The 18,512-nt window shown below is 70.7% G+C and carries 16 protein-coding genes; 9 read left to right on the forward strand and 7 right to left on the reverse strand.

The features are described from left to right. Positions 1 to 2: 2 nt before the first annotated feature. The 5 genes from ACSU1G_RS21620 to ACSU1G_RS21640 all read right to left on the reverse strand — a co-directional run bounded on the left by ACSU1G_RS21620 (position 3) and on the right by ACSU1G_RS21640 (position 4,317). Positions 3 to 2,423 (reverse strand): heavy metal translocating P-type ATPase, encoded by a 2,421-nt coding sequence (locus ACSU1G_RS21620; protein ID WP_439282085.1) that lies wholly within the window; start codon positions 2,421 to 2,423, stop codon positions 3 to 5. Positions 2,424 to 2,506: 83 nt separating this feature from the next. Continuing rightward, positions 2,507 to 2,743 (reverse strand): heavy-metal-associated domain-containing protein, encoded by a 237-nt coding sequence (locus ACSU1G_RS21625; RefSeq protein WP_439282086.1) that lies wholly within the window; start codon positions 2,741 to 2,743, stop codon positions 2,507 to 2,509. A 55-nt stretch (positions 2,744 to 2,798) separates the two neighbouring features. Next, positions 2,799 to 3,140, reverse strand: coding sequence for a metal-sensitive transcriptional regulator (locus ACSU1G_RS21630; RefSeq protein ID WP_439282087.1), 342 nt, complete (start codon positions 3,138 to 3,140; stop codon positions 2,799 to 2,801). Positions 3,141 to 3,172: 32 nt separating this feature from the next. Next, complete coding sequence (locus ACSU1G_RS21635) at positions 3,173 to 3,907, reverse strand: low molecular weight phosphatase family protein (RefSeq protein ID WP_439282088.1); 735 nt, start codon at positions 3,905 to 3,907, stop codon at positions 3,173 to 3,175. A 26-nt stretch (positions 3,908 to 3,933) separates the two neighbouring features. After that, positions 3,934 to 4,317, reverse strand: a complete 384-nt coding sequence (locus ACSU1G_RS21640; RefSeq protein ID WP_439282089.1) for a three-helix bundle dimerization domain-containing protein — start codon at positions 4,315 to 4,317, stop codon at positions 3,934 to 3,936. 229 nt (positions 4,318 to 4,546) lie between these two features. Here ACSU1G_RS21640 and ACSU1G_RS21645 point away from each other — a divergent pair, with 229 nt between their 5' ends. The 4 genes from ACSU1G_RS21645 to rlmN all read left to right on the forward strand — a co-directional run bounded on the left by ACSU1G_RS21645 (position 4,547) and on the right by rlmN (position 9,681). Continuing rightward, a complete protein-coding gene (locus ACSU1G_RS21645; protein WP_439282090.1) occupies positions 4,547 to 5,974 on the forward strand; it encodes a hypothetical protein in 1,428 nt (475 codons plus the stop codon). Further along, positions 5,971 to 6,786 (forward strand): oxygenase MpaB family protein, encoded by an 816-nt coding sequence (locus ACSU1G_RS21650; RefSeq protein ID WP_439282091.1) that lies wholly within the window; start codon positions 5,971 to 5,973, stop codon positions 6,784 to 6,786. The genes ACSU1G_RS21645 and ACSU1G_RS21650 overlap by 4 nt, the downstream gene beginning before the upstream one ends. Beyond that, positions 6,783 to 7,994 carry an MFS transporter gene (locus tag ACSU1G_RS21655; protein WP_439282092.1) on the forward strand — a complete coding sequence of 404 codons (1,212 nt, stop codon included), beginning with the start codon at positions 6,783 to 6,785 and terminating at the stop codon, positions 7,992 to 7,994. The genes ACSU1G_RS21650 and ACSU1G_RS21655 overlap by 4 nt, the downstream gene beginning before the upstream one ends. Before the next feature lie 379 nt (positions 7,995 to 8,373). After that, positions 8,374 to 9,681 (forward strand): 23S rRNA (adenine(2503)-C(2))-methyltransferase RlmN, encoded by a 1,308-nt coding sequence (gene rlmN / locus ACSU1G_RS21660; protein ID WP_439282340.1) that lies wholly within the window; start codon positions 8,374 to 8,376, stop codon positions 9,679 to 9,681. 93 nt (positions 9,682 to 9,774) lie between these two features. Here rlmN and aroQ read toward each other — a convergent pair whose 3' ends face one another. Further along, positions 9,775 to 10,227, reverse strand: a complete 453-nt coding sequence (gene aroQ, locus ACSU1G_RS21665) for a type II 3-dehydroquinate dehydratase (protein WP_439282093.1) — start codon at positions 10,225 to 10,227, stop codon at positions 9,775 to 9,777. A gap of 128 nt (positions 10,228 to 10,355) precedes the next feature. Next, the gene (locus ACSU1G_RS21670) at positions 10,356 to 11,771 is read right to left on the reverse strand and encodes an MFS transporter (protein WP_439282094.1); all 1,416 of its coding nucleotides are present in this window, start codon (positions 11,769 to 11,771) and stop codon (positions 10,356 to 10,358) included. A gap of 213 nt (positions 11,772 to 11,984) precedes the next feature. Here ACSU1G_RS21670 and ACSU1G_RS21675 point away from each other — a divergent pair, with 213 nt between their 5' ends. The 5 genes from ACSU1G_RS21675 to ACSU1G_RS21695 all read left to right on the forward strand — a co-directional run bounded on the left by ACSU1G_RS21675 (position 11,985) and on the right by ACSU1G_RS21695 (position 18,502). Further along, a complete protein-coding gene (locus ACSU1G_RS21675; RefSeq protein ID WP_439282095.1) occupies positions 11,985 to 12,755 on the forward strand; it encodes an IclR family transcriptional regulator in 771 nt (256 codons plus the stop codon). A 163-nt stretch (positions 12,756 to 12,918) separates the two neighbouring features. Continuing rightward, on the forward strand, positions 12,919 to 13,839 hold the full coding sequence (locus ACSU1G_RS21680) for a sugar phosphate isomerase/epimerase family protein (protein ID WP_439282096.1): 921 nt from the start codon (positions 12,919 to 12,921) through the stop codon (positions 13,837 to 13,839). Continuing rightward, positions 13,839 to 15,683 (forward strand): FAD-dependent oxidoreductase, encoded by a 1,845-nt coding sequence (locus ACSU1G_RS21685; protein WP_439282097.1) that lies wholly within the window; start codon positions 13,839 to 13,841, stop codon positions 15,681 to 15,683. Before ACSU1G_RS21680 ends, ACSU1G_RS21685 begins: the two co-directional genes overlap by 1 nt. Continuing rightward, the gene (locus ACSU1G_RS21690; protein ID WP_439282098.1) at positions 15,680 to 16,567 is read left to right on the forward strand and encodes a shikimate dehydrogenase; all 888 of its coding nucleotides are present in this window, start codon (positions 15,680 to 15,682) and stop codon (positions 16,565 to 16,567) included. Before ACSU1G_RS21685 ends, ACSU1G_RS21690 begins: the two co-directional genes overlap by 4 nt. Before the next feature lie 21 nt (positions 16,568 to 16,588). After that, positions 16,589 to 18,502 carry a TIM barrel protein gene (locus tag ACSU1G_RS21695; protein WP_439282099.1) on the forward strand — a complete coding sequence of 638 codons (1,914 nt, stop codon included), beginning with the start codon at positions 16,589 to 16,591 and terminating at the stop codon, positions 18,500 to 18,502. Positions 18,503 to 18,512 lie beyond the last annotated feature (10 nt).

Below are 18,512 nucleotides of genomic sequence, written 5' to 3' on the forward strand. Positions count from 1 at the left end.
GGTCAGCGTCCGAACCGCGTCAGCCGCAGCGAGTTCGCCACCACCAGCACGGAGCTGGCGGCCATGGCGGCGCCGGCGACCATCGGGTTGAGCAGGCCGAGGGCGGCCACCGGGATGCCGAGCGTGTTGTAGGCGAAGGCCCAGAACAGGTTCGACTTGATGATCCCCAGGGTCTTGCGGCTCAGCTGCACGGCCTGCACCACCTGACCCAGCGAGGAGCCCATCACGGTGATGTCCGCGGCCTCGCGGGCCACGTCCGTACCGGAACCCATGGCGATCCCGAGATCCGCCTGGGCCAGCGCCGGGGCGTCGTTCACGCCGTCGCCCACCATGGCCACCACGTGCCCGGCCTGTTGGAGCTCGGTCACCTTCGCCACCTTCTCCTCGGGGCGCACCCCGGCGAAGACGTCCTCCGGGGAGATCCTGACGGCGGCCGCCACCTGGGCGGCCACGGCGGCGTTGTCCCCTGTCAACAGGATCGGGCGCAGGCCCAGGCGCGTGAACTCGGCGATGGCCGGGGCCGAGGACTCTTTGATGGTGTCCTGCAGCGAGATGATCCCGGCGATCCGGCCGTCCACAGCTACCCAGATCGCGGTGGCACCGGCGTCCTCGGCTTCGGCGAGCTGCTGCTGCTCGGCAGCGGTCAGCGCCCCGGAGTCCAGCTGCGTGACGATGTAGCTGGAGCGGCCCGCTGCCACGGTGTGCTCCTCGACGGTGCCGCGCACGCCCCCGCCGGCGGCCGAGCTGAAGCCGATGACCTCAGGGATCCGGCCCGTGGCCGAGCCCGCACGGGCCGCGTCCACGATCGCCGTGGCGATCGGGTGCTCCGAGTGGGATTCGACCGCACCGGCCAGCGCCAGGAGGCGGCCGGCGTCGTGCCCGTTAATCTGCTCCCCCAGCGGCGTCACCGAGGTGACGGCGAGGTCACCGGCGGTGACGGTGCCGGTCTTGTCCAGCACGATGGTGTCCACGGTGCGGGTGTCCTCGAGGACTTCGGGGCCGCGGATGAGGATGCCGAGCTGGGAGGCGCGGCCGGTGCCGGCCAGCAGGCCGACGGGCGTGGCCAGACCCAGCGCACAGGGGCAGGCGATGACCAACACGGCGACGGCGGCGCGGAAGGCCGCGTGCAGGTCGCCACCGGAGAAGACCATCCACGCCACGAAGGTGAGCACCGCGATGACCAGGACGATCGGCACGAAGACCGCCGAGATGCGGTCCGCCAAGCGCGCGATCGGGGCCTTGCCGGTCTGGGCGTCGGAGACGAGGCGGCCCATCTGGGCGAGCGTGGTGTCCGAGCCCGTGCGGGTGGCCCGGACCAGCAGCCGGCCGGAGGTGTTCACGGTGGCGCCGGTGACGGTGTCCTCCGGGCCGATCTCCTCGGGGACCGATTCGCCTGTGATCAGGGAGGTGTCCACGGCCGAGTGGCCGGAGATGACGAAGCCGTCCGTGGCGACCTTCTCGCCGGGGCGGACCACGAACTCGTCGCCCGGGACCAGATCGGCGGCGAGGACGGTGGACTCCACCCCGTCGCGCAGCACGGTGGCGGTCTTGGCGCCGAGGTCCAGCAGCGCCTTCAGGGCGTGGCCGGCCTGCTTCTTGGCGCGGGCCTCCAGCCAGCGGCCCAGCAGCAGGAACGTGGTGACCACGCCGGCCGTCTCGAAGTAGATCTGGTGATCGGCCATCGAGGCCATGTCCCCGGCGCCCAGGGCGGCGCCGGCGTGCGCGGTCATGGCCGGGTCGAGTAGGAGTTCGACCGTGGAGAAGGCCCAGGCAGCCAGCACACCGAGCGAGATCAGGGTGTCCATGGTGGAGGAGCCGTGGCGTGCCGCCTTGAACGCGGCGGTGTGGAACGGCCAGGCGGACCAGAAGGTCACCGGCGTGGCCAGGATGAGGGCCACCCAGCCCCAGTGGGGGAACTGCAGGACCGGGAACATCGAGATCAGGAACAGCGGGAGGGTGAGGATCGCGGCGACGATGAGCCGGGGCCTGATCACGTCCCCGGTGGGCCCGTGGTTCATCTGGTCGTCAGGGGCTGCGTGATCGGTGTGATCGGTGTGATCGGCGTGATGGACGTGGTCACCGGGCCGCTCGGAGTCACCCTCCCCGGGCGCAAGGTGACCCGGCCCCCGCCGCGGTGACGTGGATGCGTCACCCTGTGCCGGGGAGGCTGCCGGACGGCGCAGGGAGGCGGTGTAGCCGGCCCGGTCCACGGCCGCGAGGATCTCCTCGTCCGTGATGGAGGAGGGGGCCATCACCGCAGCGGACTCCAGAGGCAGGTTGACGGTGGCCGTCACCCCGTCGATCTTGCCGAGCTTGCGCTCCACCCGGCCAACGCAGGAGGCACACGTCATGCCCGTGATGTCCAGGTCCACCCTCCGGGCGGACTCGAGGGGCTCGGAGGTGTCCTGTGCGGCGGTGTTCATGGTCCGTCCTGTCTGTGGTCTCTGCCCCGTGGGTGCTGTTCGTCCTGCTGGTCCGTAGCTCGGGCTGGAGCCCGAGTCGGGGCTCAGGCCAAGTCCAGCCCAGGGGTCGCGATGGCGTAACCGGCTTCCTCGACGGCTGCCTGCAGGTCTTCGGGGGCGACGGTGCCTGTTCCGGTGGTCACGGTGGCCATGGAGGTCCCACCGGCCACGAGTTTGACCTCCACCGCCGTGACGCCGGGCAGTTCCTGCAGTTCCTCGGTGACGCTGGCGACGCAGTGGTTGCAGGTCATGCCGTTGATCTTGATGTCGATGGTGCTCATGGCGGTTCTCCTGGGAGTCAGGGTGGACATGGTGATGGTGATCTGGGACGGGGCGTCAGCGCATGAGGCGCGCGATGGCCGCCGTGGCCTCGGCGACCTTGGCCTGGACGGCCTCGTCGTTGCCCGTCTCCCGGGACTCGCGGGCGGCATCGGCCACGCAGTGACCCATGTGGTCTTCCAGCAGCCCGAGGCTGACGGCGTGCAACGCCTTCGTGGCGGCCGCCACCTGCGTGAGGATGTCGATGCAGTACTGGTCCTCATCCACCATCCGGGAGATGCCGCGGACCTGCCCCTCGACGCGGCGCAGGCGCTTGAGATAGGCATCCTTGTTCGGGCTGTACCCATGGTGGGCGTGCTCGTCCGTGGACTCAGGCTGGTCGGTGATGTCCGTGCTCATGCCTGAACCATATACCCCCTATGGGTATCGGATCAAGTACCCATGGGGGGTATCGGTGTCGCCCGGGGTTCGCCGGGATCGGCGGGCCGGACACCCAACTCCCGCATCAGCCCCAGGACCCGGCTCTCGAGGTCATCGCGCATGGCACGGATGTCCTCCAGGGATCGGCCCACGAAGCTGGGGATGTCCCAGTCCCGGACGTCCTGACCGGGCAGCTGCTCCACCTGCTTGGCGCAGGCGAAGGTCACCACGTACTGGGCGGCCCGGTGCACGTCCTGGGAGAGGGGCTTGGGATATGCATCGGCCAGCGGGATGCCGATCTCCGTCATGACGGCCACGGCGTCCTCGTGCAGGTGTCCAGCGGGCACCAGGCCGGCGGAGCGGGCGGTGATGCACCCGGCGGAGTGCTTGAGCAGTAGGGAGGCGGCCATCTGTGAGCGCCCGGCGTTGACGTCGTCGATGAACAGGACGCGGGGCAGCGGCGACTCGATGATGCCCTGGGCGATGCCGAGGGAGCGCAGCTGGCTGTCCGCGAAGTTGCCGGCCAGCAGGGGCAGATAGGCCTTCACGGTGGCCCGCCGGTCCATCTCCCGGTAGGACTCGGTCAGGATGCGGTCCACGGTGGGGCGGTCGGCCACCCGCGCATAGCGTTCATGCAGGTGGGCGGCGGTCCGCTCCAGCACGTGGCGGTCCAGAGCCGGGATGGAGGGGGCGGTGCCGGGGCCGCTCGGCGGCGACGCCTCCTGGAGGGCGTGCTTCCCGTTCATGACAGCTCCTTCGCGGGGCGTGTGGGTCAGGCGGCGGCCGCAACCTCCTGGGCCATCACGTCGCCTTCGGCGGGCCGTGCGGCCAGCCGGCGCAGGTGGTCCTCGGCCTGGCGGATGCCCAGGGTGGGCAGGTAGGTCTTCAGCCGTGCGGTCCGGTCCAGCTCGCGGTAGGCGGCGTTGACCGTGGAGCGGACCACGTCCGGCTCCAGGTCGGCATACCTCGCCTGCAGGGCCCGGATGGCACGGCCCAGCACGTGGGCATGCAGGATGTGGTTGGCCCCGGTGGGCAGCGCGCCGTTCATGCCGTTTCCGGCAGGGGCGGGGGCGAGGGCCGCGTGGCGGCCGTTGGGCCGGTCGACGCTGCTCTGCGCCGCGGCCGATGTTGTCTGGGTCATGACACGGGTGGTCATGGGCACCTCCTTCACTGATCCCGGCGACCTCTCGTCGGCGGGTCCGCCCTCCCTGCAAGATGAACAGCAGGTGAACGGAACATGAATCATCATAGTCGATCCGGTATTGTCCCGGTAGGACGGGGCTGCGATGTGCGTCACCCTGTCGTCATTGACCGCCATGTCAGCGCCCTGTCGGTGCCTGATGTGACCCCTCTGCGTCCACGATTCGACCCGGGTTACTCCGGGCATGCCAGAATCGGCGAACGTGACGGACTCCAGTGCAACCCCGCAGGCCGCCACCGGTCGTACGCCCCTGACGGGCGTCCCGGAGGCCGGCTCCGGACTGCTGTCACGGCTCCTGTCGATTCGCCGCCTGACCAGTCCGGTGGCCCGCGAGTCGCTGGCGATCTGGGTGGCGATCGCCGCGGGGGTGGCGGGCGCCGCCGTCGGGATCCTGGTCTTCGTGGGGCGCCGCGCGCCGCTGTCCGGGGATTTCTCGGTGGGCACCGCCGCCGCCATCCTCACCGCCGTCGCCGCGGGCCTCGCCTGCCTGGTGGGGCTGGCCCGCTCCACCCGCACCACGCACCAGTGGATGATCCAGCGCCATTGGGCCTGGATGGTGGCGGACGCGGTGGGGCTCGTGGTGGTGCACGCCTCGATCGCCGTGATGGCCTGCCTGGCCCTGTTCCGCCTGTTCCAGGAGTCCTTCACGGGACTGACGGTGGACGGGATCGCCTCCACCGTCCTGCTGATCCTCACGGGCTCCGTGGCCGGCTACCTGGGGTTCAACTCCTCGGCCCGGATCTCCACGCGCTCGCTGTCCACCCTGCTGGCGCTGTTCATGGCCTCCGGCATGATCGTCTCGATGCTGCTGGCGGAGAACCCGTTCTGGTGGCATGCGTTCTTCTCCGAACTCGGGACGGGGCAGGCTGGCATCCTGTCCTTCTGGACCTTCAACACCACGCTCACCGTGTCCGGCCTGGTGCTGACCACCCTGTCCTCCTTCATCACCCAGGACCTGTTCTCCTGGGCCCGCGCCCGCGCCCGGCGGGGGGTCCGCAAGGCCCGGATCGGGGTGTTGCGGTGGTCCCTGTTCATCATCGGACTGTGCATGATGGGCGCCGGCGTGGTCCCCATCAACTTCTCCGACCCCGTGCACTCGACCTTCATCCGCGTCCTCGGCGTGGTGTTCATCGTCCTGCTGGCCTCCATCCAGCTCTGGCTGCCCGGTTTCCCGGCCGCGGTCTACGTGGGCACCTATCTGATGCTGTCCCTCGCCGTGATGGCCACTCTGCTCTGGCTCCCGCTGCGTTACTACAACCTCACCGGCTTCGAGCTCGCCATGGGCGGGGTCATCTACGCCTGGCTCGTGGTCTTCATCCGCAACCTCGACGCCGTGCTCACCGAGGCCGGCCTCGGCGACCGGGCCCGCGAGGCCGCCGTTGAGGAAGCGGCAGTGGAGGCAGCCGAGGCAACCCAATTCGGCGAATCTGAGGGGACCAGACAATCGGGGGAGGGCCCGGCGCTGACGTCCGGCACGGCATCCGGCACGACGCCGGCCCGGCAGCCGGACGGCCGGCCCGCCTACCGCGGGTGGCAGGTAGGACCCGAGCGCGGAAGGTCGTCAGGGTCCGGTGGGCCCAGCGGCGACGCCGGATCCAACGGGTCACCGTGATCGGCCGATCGCGCTCCGCCCCGGCCACCACGGTGGGCCTGGCCCGGGAGGCCGTGGTGCTCGCCGGAGCAGGGGCCGCGATCCTGCTGCAGGTGGCGCACCGGCCAGTGGGGGCCGGCGTGGCCCGCCACTCCGACTTCGCCGCCGATCCGCTGAAGCGGCTGCGCCACACCCTCCAATTCGTCTACGCCGCCGTCCTGCCGGAGGCCGAACCGGCACGGGAACGCATCGCCGCCTGGGTGGCCGCCGCGCACGCCCCGGTCCGGGGCGCCGACGCCGAGGGCCGGAGCTACTCCGCAGCCGATCCGCAGGCGCAGCTGTGGGTCACGGCCACCCTCTATTGGGCCGCCGAGCAGGCCCGCTGGCGGATCTGGGGCGAGCTGGACCCCGAGGACGCCGAGCGGATCTACCGCGACTACGCCGTGCTCGGCACCCTGCTGGGGATGCCGGCCGGTCTCTGGCCCCCGGACCGGGCGGCCTTCCAGCGGTACTGGCAGGCCGCCGTCGTGCGCCTGGAGGTGACGCAGGAGGCGCGGGACATCACCCGGGGCCTGTTCGCCGCTGAGCAGGCCCCCTGGTGGCTGCGGCGGATGATGCCGATGGTGCGGTTCGTGACCGCGGGGATGTTGCCGGGGCGGATCCGGACGGAACTGGGGCTGGACTGGGACGGGGTCCACTCGCGGCGGGAGGCCCGGCTGTGGGGCGCGGTCCGCACCGTGTACCCCGTGATGCCGCGCCGGCTGCGGCACCTGCCCGCGGCGCTGGTACTGCGCACGCTGGGGCCGGCCGGCGCTGGCACAATGCTGGGGTGACCACCTCGCCTACGTCCCGCTCCCGCCCCGCGGCCAGCTCCTGGGTCTACCTAGCGGTCTGCGTGGTCCTGGTGTCCCTCAACCTGCGCACGCTCTTCTCCAGCCTCTCGGCGATCCTGCCGGAGATCATGGCGGTCACGGCGCTGCCGGCGTGGGGCGTGACGCTGCTGACCACCGTGCCGATCACGTTGCTGGGCCTGTTCGCCCCGCTCGCCCCGGTGCTGGCGCACCGCTTCGGCACCTGGCAGGTCCTCGGCGGCTCCCTCGTGCTGCTGGCGGCCGGCCTGGTGCTGCGCGCCGTCCCGGTGCCCGACGGCGGCGCGATCGTCCCGCTGCTGGCCGGCACCGTGCTCTCGGGAGCCGCGATCGCCCTGTGCAACGTGGTGCTGCCGAGCATCGTCAAGCAGGACTTCGCCGACCACGTGGGACTGATGAGCGGGCTGTACACCACCTCGGTCTGCGGCTCGGCGGCCTTCGGCGCAGGCCTGACCTACCCGCTGTACAGCTCGCTGGGGACCTGGCACCTCGCGCTGGGTGTCTGGGCCGTGCCCGTGGTGCTGGCGGCGGTGCTGCTGGTGCCGGTGCTGCTGCGGCACCGCTCCACGGCGCTGGTGTCCACCTCGACCACCGGGCGCAGCCCGCTGACCTCGCCCGTGGCCTGGCAGATCACCGGCATGATGGTCTGCCAGGCCATGACCTCCTTCACCTGCTTCGCCTGGCTGGCGCCCATCCTGCGCGAGCGGGGGATCGACGGGGGCACGGCGGGGGTGATCGTGGCCGTCTCGATCGTGCTGCAGATGGCGGGCTCCCTGTTCGGTCCGGTGTGGGCGGCCCGGCTGCGTTCGCAGTCCGGGCTCAATGTGATCGCGGCCGTGCTGACGGGCACGGGGTTCATCCTCGCCATCCACGGGCCGCTGGGTGGGATCTGGCTCTGGACCGGGGTGCTCGGGGTGGGGCAGGGGGCGCTGACGGCCCTGGCCCTGACCATGATCACGCTGCGCAGCAGCACCTCCCACATGGCGATCCGCGTCTCCGGGATGATGCAGGGGCTTGGCTACGGCCTGGGCTCGGCCGGCACCTTCATCACCGGGCAGATCTTCGCGTCCACCGGCTCCTTCGGCCCCGCCGCGTGGCTCTTCGCCGCCTCCGGCCTGGGGGCGGCCGCCTTCGGGTGGCTCGCCGGCCGGGACCGCACCATCCAGGGGTAGCCGGCCGGCCGTCGTCGGGCCCCGGCTCCCCACTTTCAGTCGAGTTCGGGTGGGTACCACCGACCAATACCCACCCGAACTCGACACAAAGCGGAGGGTGGGCCGGCTCGAGCCGGAATTGGACACCCATGGGAGAATGGCGGGGATGGCAGACACGTCTCGTCCCCGCGGAGGGGACCACCGCCCGGACCGCACCTCCCGGAGCACCGCCGCGCGCTCGGCTGAGCCCGCCGACGCCCGTCTGGAGCACGCGCGGGACGGCAAGCTCAAGCTCAACCGCCCGAAGCGGGGCCTGATCAATGAGACCGAGGCGAAGCAGATCGCCGAGGACCGCGCCCGGTTGCAGCAGCAGGGCATCGGCGGACCGCTGGACGGCCGCATGCTCTCCAACCCCGCCGCCGAGACGGAGCGCCCGCAGGTCCGCCCGCAGACGGAGGGATGGACCCAGCCGACCGCCGACGACGGCCGGCCGCTCCTGCAGTTCAAGCAGCCCCGCGTGGCGCAGCCGAAGACCCACCTGGCGGACCTGACGCTGGCCGAGCGCGAGGCCAAGGTCAAGGAGATGGGACTTCCGGGTTTCCGGGCCAAGCAGCTCTCCACCCACTACTTCACGCACTTCACCTCGGACCCGCAGCGGATGACGGACCTGCCCGCGGGGCAGCGGGAGCAGCTGGTGGGCGAGATGATGCCCCCGCTGCTGACTGAGGTCCGCAGGCTCACCACGGACAACGGGGACACCATCAAGTTCCTGTGGCGCCTGTTCGACGGCGCACTGGTGGAGTCCGTCCTGATGCGCTATCCGGGGCGGGTGACGCTGTGCGTGTCCAGCCAGGCCGGCTGCGGCATGAACTGCCCCTTCTGCGCCACCGGCCAGAACGGGCTGACCCGCAACATGTCCACGGCGGAGATCGTGGAGCAGGTGGTCCGCGCCAACGAGGTCATCGCCGAGGGCGGACTGGGCGGGCTGCGCAAGGACGGTGGACACAACGCCGAGCGCGTGACCAACATCGTGTTCATGGGCATGGGTGAGCCGCTGGCCAACTACAAGCGCGTGATCGCCTCCATCCGCCGCATGGTGGACCCCGCCCCCGCAGGCCTGGGGATGTCTGCCCGGCACATCACCGTCTCCACGGTGGGGCTGGTGCCGGCCATCAACAAGCTGGCGGCCGAGGGGATCCCCGTGACCTTCGCGCTGTCCCTGCACGCCCCGGATGATGAGCTGCGGGACGAGCTGATCCCCGTGAACTCGCGGTGGAAGGCAGACGAGGCCATCGACGCGGCCTACAACTACTTCGTGCAGACCGGCCGGCGCGTGTCCATCGAGTACGCGCTGATCAAGGACATGAACGACCACGCCTGGCGGGCAGACCTGCTGGCCAAGAAGCTCAACGCCCGCGGCCGCGGCTGGGTGCACGTGAACCCCATCCCGCTGAACCCGACCCCCGGGTCCATCTGGACCTCCTCCGAGCCGGACGTGACGGATGAGTTCGTCGACCGGTTGAACGATGCCGGCATCCCCACCACGCTGCGGGACACCCGGGGCAAGGAGATCGACGGCGCCTGTGGTCAGCTCGCCGCCGAAGGCGACGAGGACGAGGTGGCGGAGGGCACCGTGACCGAGGCCGGGCCGGGCTCAGGCCGGCGCGGACGCGGCGGCGCCGCGGAGTCGATCGACATCCGCGGCTGACCCTCCACCCCTCCTGCTGCAGTTCTTGGGGCCCGACGGCGGCCGGTACGTTGCGCTGGGAGGCGCGGAGCCGGCGTCGGGCCGGGGGGCTGCTCAGGCCTGGACGAGCCGGGCCATGTGCTCCAGGGCCAGGCGGTAGCCGTGGACTCCCGCACCGGCAATGACCGCCTCGGCCACCTTGGAGACGTAGGAGTGGTGGCGGAACTCCTCACGGCGGTGGATGTTGGTGATGTGAACCTCGATCACGGGCAGCGCCGCGGCCAGCAGGGCGTCCATGATGGCGATCGAGGTGGTGGTGTAGCCCGCCGGGTTCAGGATGATGCCGGAGCCCGACGCCCGGGCCTCCTGGATCCAGTCGATCAGGACGCCCTCATGGTTCGACTGCCGGAACTCCACCGTCAGACCGAGACCCGAGGCGGTCTCCTCGCACAGCTCACGCACGTCGTCCAGGGTCGCCGTGCCGTACTTCTCCGGTTCGCGCTGTCCCAGGAGGTTCAGGTTGGGGCCGTTGAGCACGAAGACGGTCTTGCTGGTGGACGGGGTCATGATCGCTCCTGGAGGGTGGGGCCGCTGCGCGGCCGGCGGTGAATCCGGAGAGGACGGGGCCGGATGGTCCGGCCCCGTCCTCGGTGGCGTGTGGTGTGTGGTGTGTGGCGTGTGGTGCGGCCAGTGTCTCAGACCGGTGTGGTCAACTTCGAGCCGTGGTGCAGTCCGGCCTCGATCTCGGCGTCCGAGACGGGGTTGCCGAGCTCGGCCAGTGGCGTCTTGTAGGTCTCCCGGGTGGTCAGGGCGACCAGGGTCGCCAGGATGGTGGCGCCGGAGACCAGCCAGGCGGCCGGGCCCCAGTTCGCGTAGTTGTCACCCACCAGGACGGAGGCGATCATCGGCGTGAAGCCGGAGACCAGGATGCCCACCTGCAGGCCGACCGCGACGCCGGAGTAGCGCACCTTGACATTGAACAACTCGGAGAACCAGGCCGGGTAGACGGCGTTGGAGAGCGCGTAGGTCACGCCCAGGATGGTGGTGGAGGCCACGAACACCAGGGCGATGTTGCCCGAGGCGATGGCGTTGAAGTACACCCAGATCATCACGGCGGTGGTGGAGGTGCCCGCGATGAAGGTCGGCTTGCGCCCGATCTTGTCCGAGAGGTACGCCGCCGCTGGGGTGGTCACGATGGCCACGATATTGCCGACGATGGTCACCCACAGCATGGTGGAGGAGTCGATGCCCACCTGGGTGGCGTAGGACAGTCCGAAGGCCTGCATCAGGGTGTTGGTCACGACCTGCAGGGACAGGAGGGAGATCTGGACGAACTGCACGGGGTGGGTGCGGAGCATGACCAGGAAGGGGGCCTTCTCCTGTTCGCCGGCGTCCTTGGTCTCCTGGAAGTCCTCGGGCTCCTGCAGGCTGCGGCGGACGACCCACGCCACGACGAGGACGAGGATGGAGGCGAGGAACGGCAGGCGCCATCCCCAGCTGAGCATGGCCTCCTCGTCCATGGCGGTGATCGGCAGGAAGGCCAGGGACGCCAGGACGATGCCGGCGGCGATGCCGGAGATCGAGAAGGACGGGAAGAACCCGCGCAAGCCCACGGGGGCCTCCTCCGTGCTCAGGGCGGAGGCGCCGGCGATCTCCGCGCCGGCGGACAGGCCCTGGGCCAGGCGGAGCGTCACGAGCAGGGCCGGGGCCCAGAGGCCGATCTGCTGGTACGTGGGCAGCACGCCGATGAGGAAGGTGGCGACGCCCATCAGCATCAGGGTGGCCAGCAGGATGGCCTTGCGTCCGACCCGGTCACCCAGGTGCCCGAAGATGATGGCGCCGAAGGGGCGGGCCACGTAGGCCACGCCGAGGGTGCCGAAGGAGGCCACCAGGGTGAGGGCGTCGCTGCCGGTGTCCGGGAAGAAGATGTGGGGGAAGATCAGCGAGGCCGCCGTGGCGTAGACGAAGAAGTCGTAGTACTCGAGGGCCCCTCCGAGGAAGGCCGACCAGCCGGCACGCTTGGCACGGGCCATACGGTACTTCCGGTCCTCGGGCGACAGGGTATTCAGCTGACCGCTGGTGTCACGGTGTGCCGTGTGGGTGGTGCTCATGGTTGCTCCCATGTTGGGGACGGTTCTCCGGCCACTCCGCGTGGAGACCGGGCGCGCCCACTGAGGGGCGGGAAAGGGGCCGGTGCTCCACATGGCCTGCGCGACCCAGGGTTGTGAAGGGGGTCACGCGACTGTCACTGAAGACTGCCTCCCGCCGAGGGCGACGGCAAAAGATAGCCCATTGAATGGGTTGTCTGGTCTAAGCTGGGCCCCATGGCCAACTCGACGTCCGGCGAATCGGTGATCAGCCGGGTGGCTCGGCTGCTGGACAGCTTCGATGCCGAGCACCCCGAACTCTCTGCCGCCCAGCTCTCCGCACGCACGGGGCTGTCCGCCTCCACCGCCCACCGTCTGGCCTCGGACATGGCCCAGGCGGGGCTGCTGTTCCGAACGGGGCGCGGGCGCTTCCGGATCGGCCTGGCGCTGTGGGAGGCGGGGCAACGTGGGTCCCGGTTCCAGGCCCTGTCCCAACTGGCGCTGCCCTTCATGGAGGCCATCCACGTCACCTTGAAGCACAACGTCAGCCTGTCCATCCTGGACGAGCCGGCGGGGGAGATCATCTACCTGGAGCGGCTCACGCACCGGGGGGCCCGGGAGGACCTCACCCAGGTGGCGCTGCGGCAGCCGGTCCTGGCCGCCTCGCCGGGGCAGGTGATGCTGGCATTCTCGCCGCCGGAGGTGCGGGAGCGCATCTTGGCCATGCCTTGGGATTCCAGCACGCTCCAGTCAGGGATGACGGAGGGTCACCTGAGGCGGCGCCTGGCTCAGGCGCGGGTGGATGGCTATGTCCATCTGCCCGGGGTGTTGGTGGGCTCACTGTCCGGCCTGGCCGCTCCCGTGCTGGACGCCCACGGTGCGGTGGTGGGTGCCGTGGCCATCGTCCAGACGCTCTCCGACGTCAACCTGAGGGTCCAGGTCCCGGTGTTGCTCTCCGCCGCCCGGGGCTTGTCCGGCATGGTCGGCAGCAGCCTGCCTCGCGTGTGAGCCGCCGATGCGGCGTGTGACCCCCTTCACCGTATATCCCATTCAATGGTTGCACGTGTGGCGCGGCCGGTGCGAATGGGATGACATGGGAAGGTCCCTGCGGCATGCAACACCACCGCACCACCGCACCACTGCTCCAACGACGAATGAACGGTCCCACCTGATGCCCACCGCCACCGGTCGCCTCCTCGGCGTGGCCCAACTGTCCCTCCTCTCCGCAGCCCCGCCCCGGCTGGTCCAGCTGGCGGCGGATGCCGGGTTCGACTTCGTGGGAGTCCGAGTACGTCCCGTCACGGCGGCGGAGGTCCCCTTCGACGTCCAGCCCGGCTCTCCGATGCTGGTCGAGACCCTCTCCCGGATGGCGGATACCGGCGTGGGGGTCCGCGATATCGAGTTCCTGCTGCTGGACGGAACGGACCAGCGGGACGCGTGGATGCGGATGTTCGAGGCGGGGCAGGCGCTCGGGGCCGAGTCGCTGACCGTGGCCTGCGGGGATCCGGACCTGGCCCGAGCCCGGGACACGCTGGCCCAGATGGCCGAGGACGGCCAGCCCTACGGGATCAGCCCGGGGCTGGAGGCGATCAGCTACCAGAGCGTCCGGTCCATTCCGGTGGCAGACGAGATCGCGGTCCACGCCGGCTGCGACCTCGTGGTGGACACCCTGCACGTCGGCCGGTTCGGGGCCACCGCCGCCGAGCTGTCCGCGGCCGCGAGCCGAGCGCCGATGGTCCAGCTGTGCGACGCCCCGGCCGAGCGCCCCGCCACCCGGGACGCCCTGGTGGCGGAATCGCGGTCGGCACGGCTGGCTCCGGGGGAGGGCGGGCTGGACCTGCTCGGGGTGGTGGCCGCCCTGGAGGCGGGGCTGGCCACGACTCCGCGCGCCGGAACCCAGCTCCCCGTCTCTCTGGAGGTCCCCAACGACGAGGCGGTGGCCCGGCTGGGGGAGGCCGGATGGTTGGAACACCTGCACTCCTGCGCCCTGCGCCTGCTGGATCAGCAGGCGACGCGGGCCCCGTCAGCGGACCCTGATGCGGCCACCGCGGCAACTCCGTCCGAGACCACCGCTGCAGCAAGGACCAGATGATGAGCACCCTGGAACAGCACCCCCTGACGGACGACGAGGCCCTGGCCCTGGGCATCCCGGTCGAGGACACCGACGTCCTGGTGGCCGGCTCCGGCGCCGGCGGGCTCGCGGCCGCGGTGACGGCCGCGTATCACGGCCTGGACGTGATGGTCGCGGAGAAGGCACCCGTGTGCGGCGGTGCCACGAGCTGGTCCGGCGGCTGGGCCTGGACCCCGGGTACCGCCCTGGCCCGGGCTGAGGGCGTGGACGAGGACCGCGAGCAGTTCCGCGCCTACCTGCGCGCGGTGCTCGGGGAGCGCTACACCGAGGCCGCAGGGGAGAAGGTCGAGGCCTTCCTCGAGGCCGTGCCGCACATGGTCGGCTTCTTCCACACCAAGACCTCCCTGCAGTTCGTCACCGGGGCGAAGATCAATGACATCTACGGCCACCTGCCCGGGGCCGGTACCGGCAACCGATCGGTGGGACCGAAGCCGGTCAACGCCCGCGAGTTCGGGCCCGCGCTGTTGAAGAAGATGCGCCGCCAGCTCTACACCACGTCCTTCTTCGGGATGGGGATCATGGCGGGCAAGGACCTGTCCACCTTCCTCAAGGCCTCCCAGCTCAAGCCGGAGGGCTGGGTCCACTCGGTCAAGCGCGTGGTCCCGCACGTGCTGGACATGGCCACCAAGGGCCGGTCGATGCACCTGGTCAACGGCACCGCCCTGACCGGGCGGCTGATGAAGTCCGCAGACGACCTCGGGGTGGACCTCCGCGTCAACACCCCGGTCCAGCGGCTGGTCCGCTCCGCCGGCGGGCGCATCACCGGTGCCATCATCGGAGGGCCCGACGGCGGCCGGTACGTCCGCGCGCAGCGCGGCGTGGTGTTGGCGACCGGAGGGTTCCCCCACGACGTGGGCCGGCGCCGTGAGCTGTTCCCGAAGACTCCCACGGGCAACGAGCACTGGACCCTGGCCCCGGAGGAGACCACGGGAGACGGCCTGGACCTGGCGCTGGGCGCGGGCGGGGCGTTCGATACGGACATGGAGGCCCCGGCCGCCTGGTGCCCCGTCTCACTGGTGCCCTACCCGGGCAACAGGCACGGCGTCTTCCCGCACATCATGGACCGCGCCAAGCCCGGCTCCATCGGCGTGCGCCGGGACGGGACGCGCTTCGTCAACGAGGCCAACGGCTATCACGACTACGTCAGCGGTCTGCTGGACGCCACGGGTGACGGGGAGGCCGTGGAGTCCTGGCAGATCGCCGACTCCACCGCGATCCGCCGCTACTCCCTGGGCTTCGCCAAGCCGATCCCGATGCCGCTGACCCCCTACCTGAAGACCGGGTACCTCGTGAAGGGGGACACGATTGCGGACCTGGCGCGCCAGTGCGGGATCGATCCGGCGGGGCTGGAGAAGACCGTGCGGGAGTTCAACGAGAATGCTCGGCGTGGTGAGGACTCCGAGTTCGACCGGGGAGCCACAGCCTTCAACCGCTACGGCGGTGACCCGGAGGTCGGGCCGAACCCCTCGCTGGCCCCGTTGGAGAAGGGCCCGTTCTACGCGGTGCATGTGCGGCCCGGCTCCTTCGGCACCTTCGCCGGGATCTCGGCGGACACCCGCTCCCGCGTGGTGGATGCCGCCGGCGAGCCGATCCCGGGCCTCTACACCGCCGGCAACGACCACGCCTCGATCATGCGGGGCTTCTACCCCGCCGGCGGCATCAACCTCGGCCCGGCCCTGACCTTCGGGTACATCGCCGGCCGGGACCTGGCCGGGACGACCGTCTACGAGGATGATGGGTCGACGGCACCCGGAACAGACGCAGCACCGGCCCCCGCAGCGGGTCCGGAGGGAAGGAACGCATGAGCACCGTGGACGAGTCCTATCTGGTCGGCCTGATCGGGGACGGGATCACGGCCTCGCTGACCCCGCCCATGCATGAGCGGGAGGGGCGCGAACACGGATTGCTCTACCTCTACCGCCCCGTGGACGTGGCCGCACTCGGCGTCGATGGGCAGGCGGCCCAGGATCTGGCGCCGCAGCTGCTGGAGTACGGGCGCAAGTTGGGCTTCAACGCCTTCAACATCACCCACCCCTTCAAGCAGACCATCATGGAACACCTCGACGAGGTGGATGAGGACGCGAGGAACCTCGGCGCCGTGAACACCGTGGTGTTCCGTGAGGGCCGTTCGGTGGGCTACAACACCGACTTCTCGGGGTACATCACCGGGCTGGGGAACGCCCTGGCCGATCCGGACCTGAGCGAGGTCCTGCAGCTGGGTGCGGGCGGTGCCGGCTCCGCCATCGCCTACGCCCTGCTGCGTGCCGGTGCGAAGCAGCTGACGCTGATCGACCTGGACGCCGAGCGCGCCGCCGCCCGGGCCGCGGACCTGCAGCAGCAGTTCCCGGACCAGAGGGTCCACTCCCGCCCACATACCGAACTGCAGGAGGCGCTCACCACCGCCACCGGGTTGGCCCACTGCACCCCCGTGGGCATGCACACCCACCCCGGGATGCCGATCGAGGCCTCTTGGCTGCGACCGGAGATGTGGGTCTCCGAGGTGGTCTACCTGCCGGTGGAGACCGAACTGGTGGTGGCGGCCCGCGCCGCCGGCTGCCAGGTGGTGGACGGTGGTCGGATGGCCGTGGGGCAGGCCCTGGACGCCTTCGGGCTGATGACCGGCCGGCAGGCGGACCCGGAGCGGGTGCGCGGACACTTCCTGGAACTCGTGGCCCGGCACCAGGCCTGAGAACCGACGTAGGGTTAAGCCATGAGTCAGACCACCTCCTCGGAACCCGCCGCCGGTCCCCTGCCGTATCCTGCCCGCATGCACAAGACCTCGATCGCCACGGTGTGCCTGGCCGGCACGCTGGAGGAGAAGATGCGGGCGTCCGCGGAGGCCGGATTCGACGGGATCGAGGTGTTCGAGCCGGACCTGGTGGCCTCCCCGCTCTCCCCGGAACAGGTGCGGGAGCTGGCCGAGGAACTCGGGCTGACCCTGGACCTGTACCAGCCGTTCCGGGACCTGGAGGGGGTGCCCGAGGAGCAGTTCAAGCAGAACCTGCGCCGCCTCGAGGCCAAGTTCCAGCTCATGCGGCGCCTCGGGGTGGACGTGATCCTGCTGTGCTCCAACGTGGGCACGGCCACGAGCTGGGAGGATCCGGTGGCGGTGGAACAGCTGGGCCGGGCCGCGGACCTCGCCGCCGGATACGGCATCCGGATCGCCTACGAGGCCCTGGCCTGGGGCCGCTTCGTCAACACCTACGAGCACGCCTGGTCCCTGGTCAAGCAGGCTGACCGGCCCAACCTCGGCATCTGCCTGGACTCCTTCCACATCCTCTCCCGCCGTGGTGACGTCACCGGCTTCCGGGACATCCCGGGGGAGAAGATCTTCTTCGTCCAGATGGCGGATGCCCCCATCATGCTGTTGGACGTGCTGTCCTGGTCCCGGCACCACCGGAACTTCCCCGGCGAAGGCGGCTTCGACCTGGTCACCTTCATGCGGGAGCTCTACGCCACCGGCTACACCGGTCCGGTGTCCCTGGAGGTCTTCTCGGACATCTACCGCCAGACCGAGTCCGTCCGCACCGCCCGCGAGGCCATGCGGTCCCTGCGGTGGCTCGATGACGCCCAGGCCGGGGACGCCCCGTCCCACCCGACCGGCTGGGACTTCACCGAGGTCCGGGCGGCCGAGCCGGCCGACCTGGCGGAGGTGCTGATCCAGCTGGGCTTCGAGGACCGGGGCCGTCACCGCACCAAGGACGTGCGCCTGTACTCCGCCGGAGCGGCCCGGGTGGTCACCAACGACCGTGCCGAGGCCCCCCTGGAACACGCCGGGGGCTCGGTCATCGCCTCCGTGGGGCTGCAGGTGCCGGACCCGCGTGGCACCGCCGACCACGCCCGCGAGCTGCACTACCCGAAGGCCTGGCGCGCCAATCGCGCCGATGAGATGGTCCTGCGCGGCGTCCAGGCCCCGGACGGCACCGAGGTCTTCCTGGCGCCGACGTCCTCCGCCGCACCCCAGTGGGTCGGGGAGTACGGAACCGGGACCGAGGGGGTCGGCGAGGGGGACGGACTGATCCTCGGGATCGACCACGTGAACCTGGCCCAACCGTGGCAGTGGTTCGAGGAGGGCGTGTTGTTCTACCGCTCGCTGTTCGGGCTCGCCGCGCAGGTGAGCAATGACGTGGCGTCCCCGCAGGGGCTGGTGCGGTCCGAGGTGATGCGGACCCCGGACGGTGCGGTGCGTATCCCACTGAACCTGATCCCGCACGGGCTGGACCCGGGCCGCTCCGCGGGGTCGCGGTCCGTGAGCGGCCACGTGGACCGTGACGAGCTGCGCCTGAAGGCCGCGTACCCGCAGCACGTGGCGTTTCTGGCCACGGATGCCATCGAGGTGGCGCGGCGGGCCCGTGGCCGCGGCCTGCGGATGCTGCCGGTGCCCTCCAACTACTACGAGGACCTGGCCGGCCGCTTCGAGCTGGACGAGGACTTCCTCGCCGAGATGCAGCAGAACGATGTCATGTATGACCGGGACGAGGGCGGGGAGTTCCTGCACTTCTACACCCGGACGGTGGGCACCGTGTTCTTCGAGGTGGTCGAGCGCCGCAGCGGCTATGACGGCTACGGCGCCGGCTCCGCACCCGTGCGGCTGGCGGCCCAGTACGACCTGGACCGCCACTAACCTCCAGCTG

It is taken from the genome of Microbacterium sp. A93 (assembly GCF_051842835.1).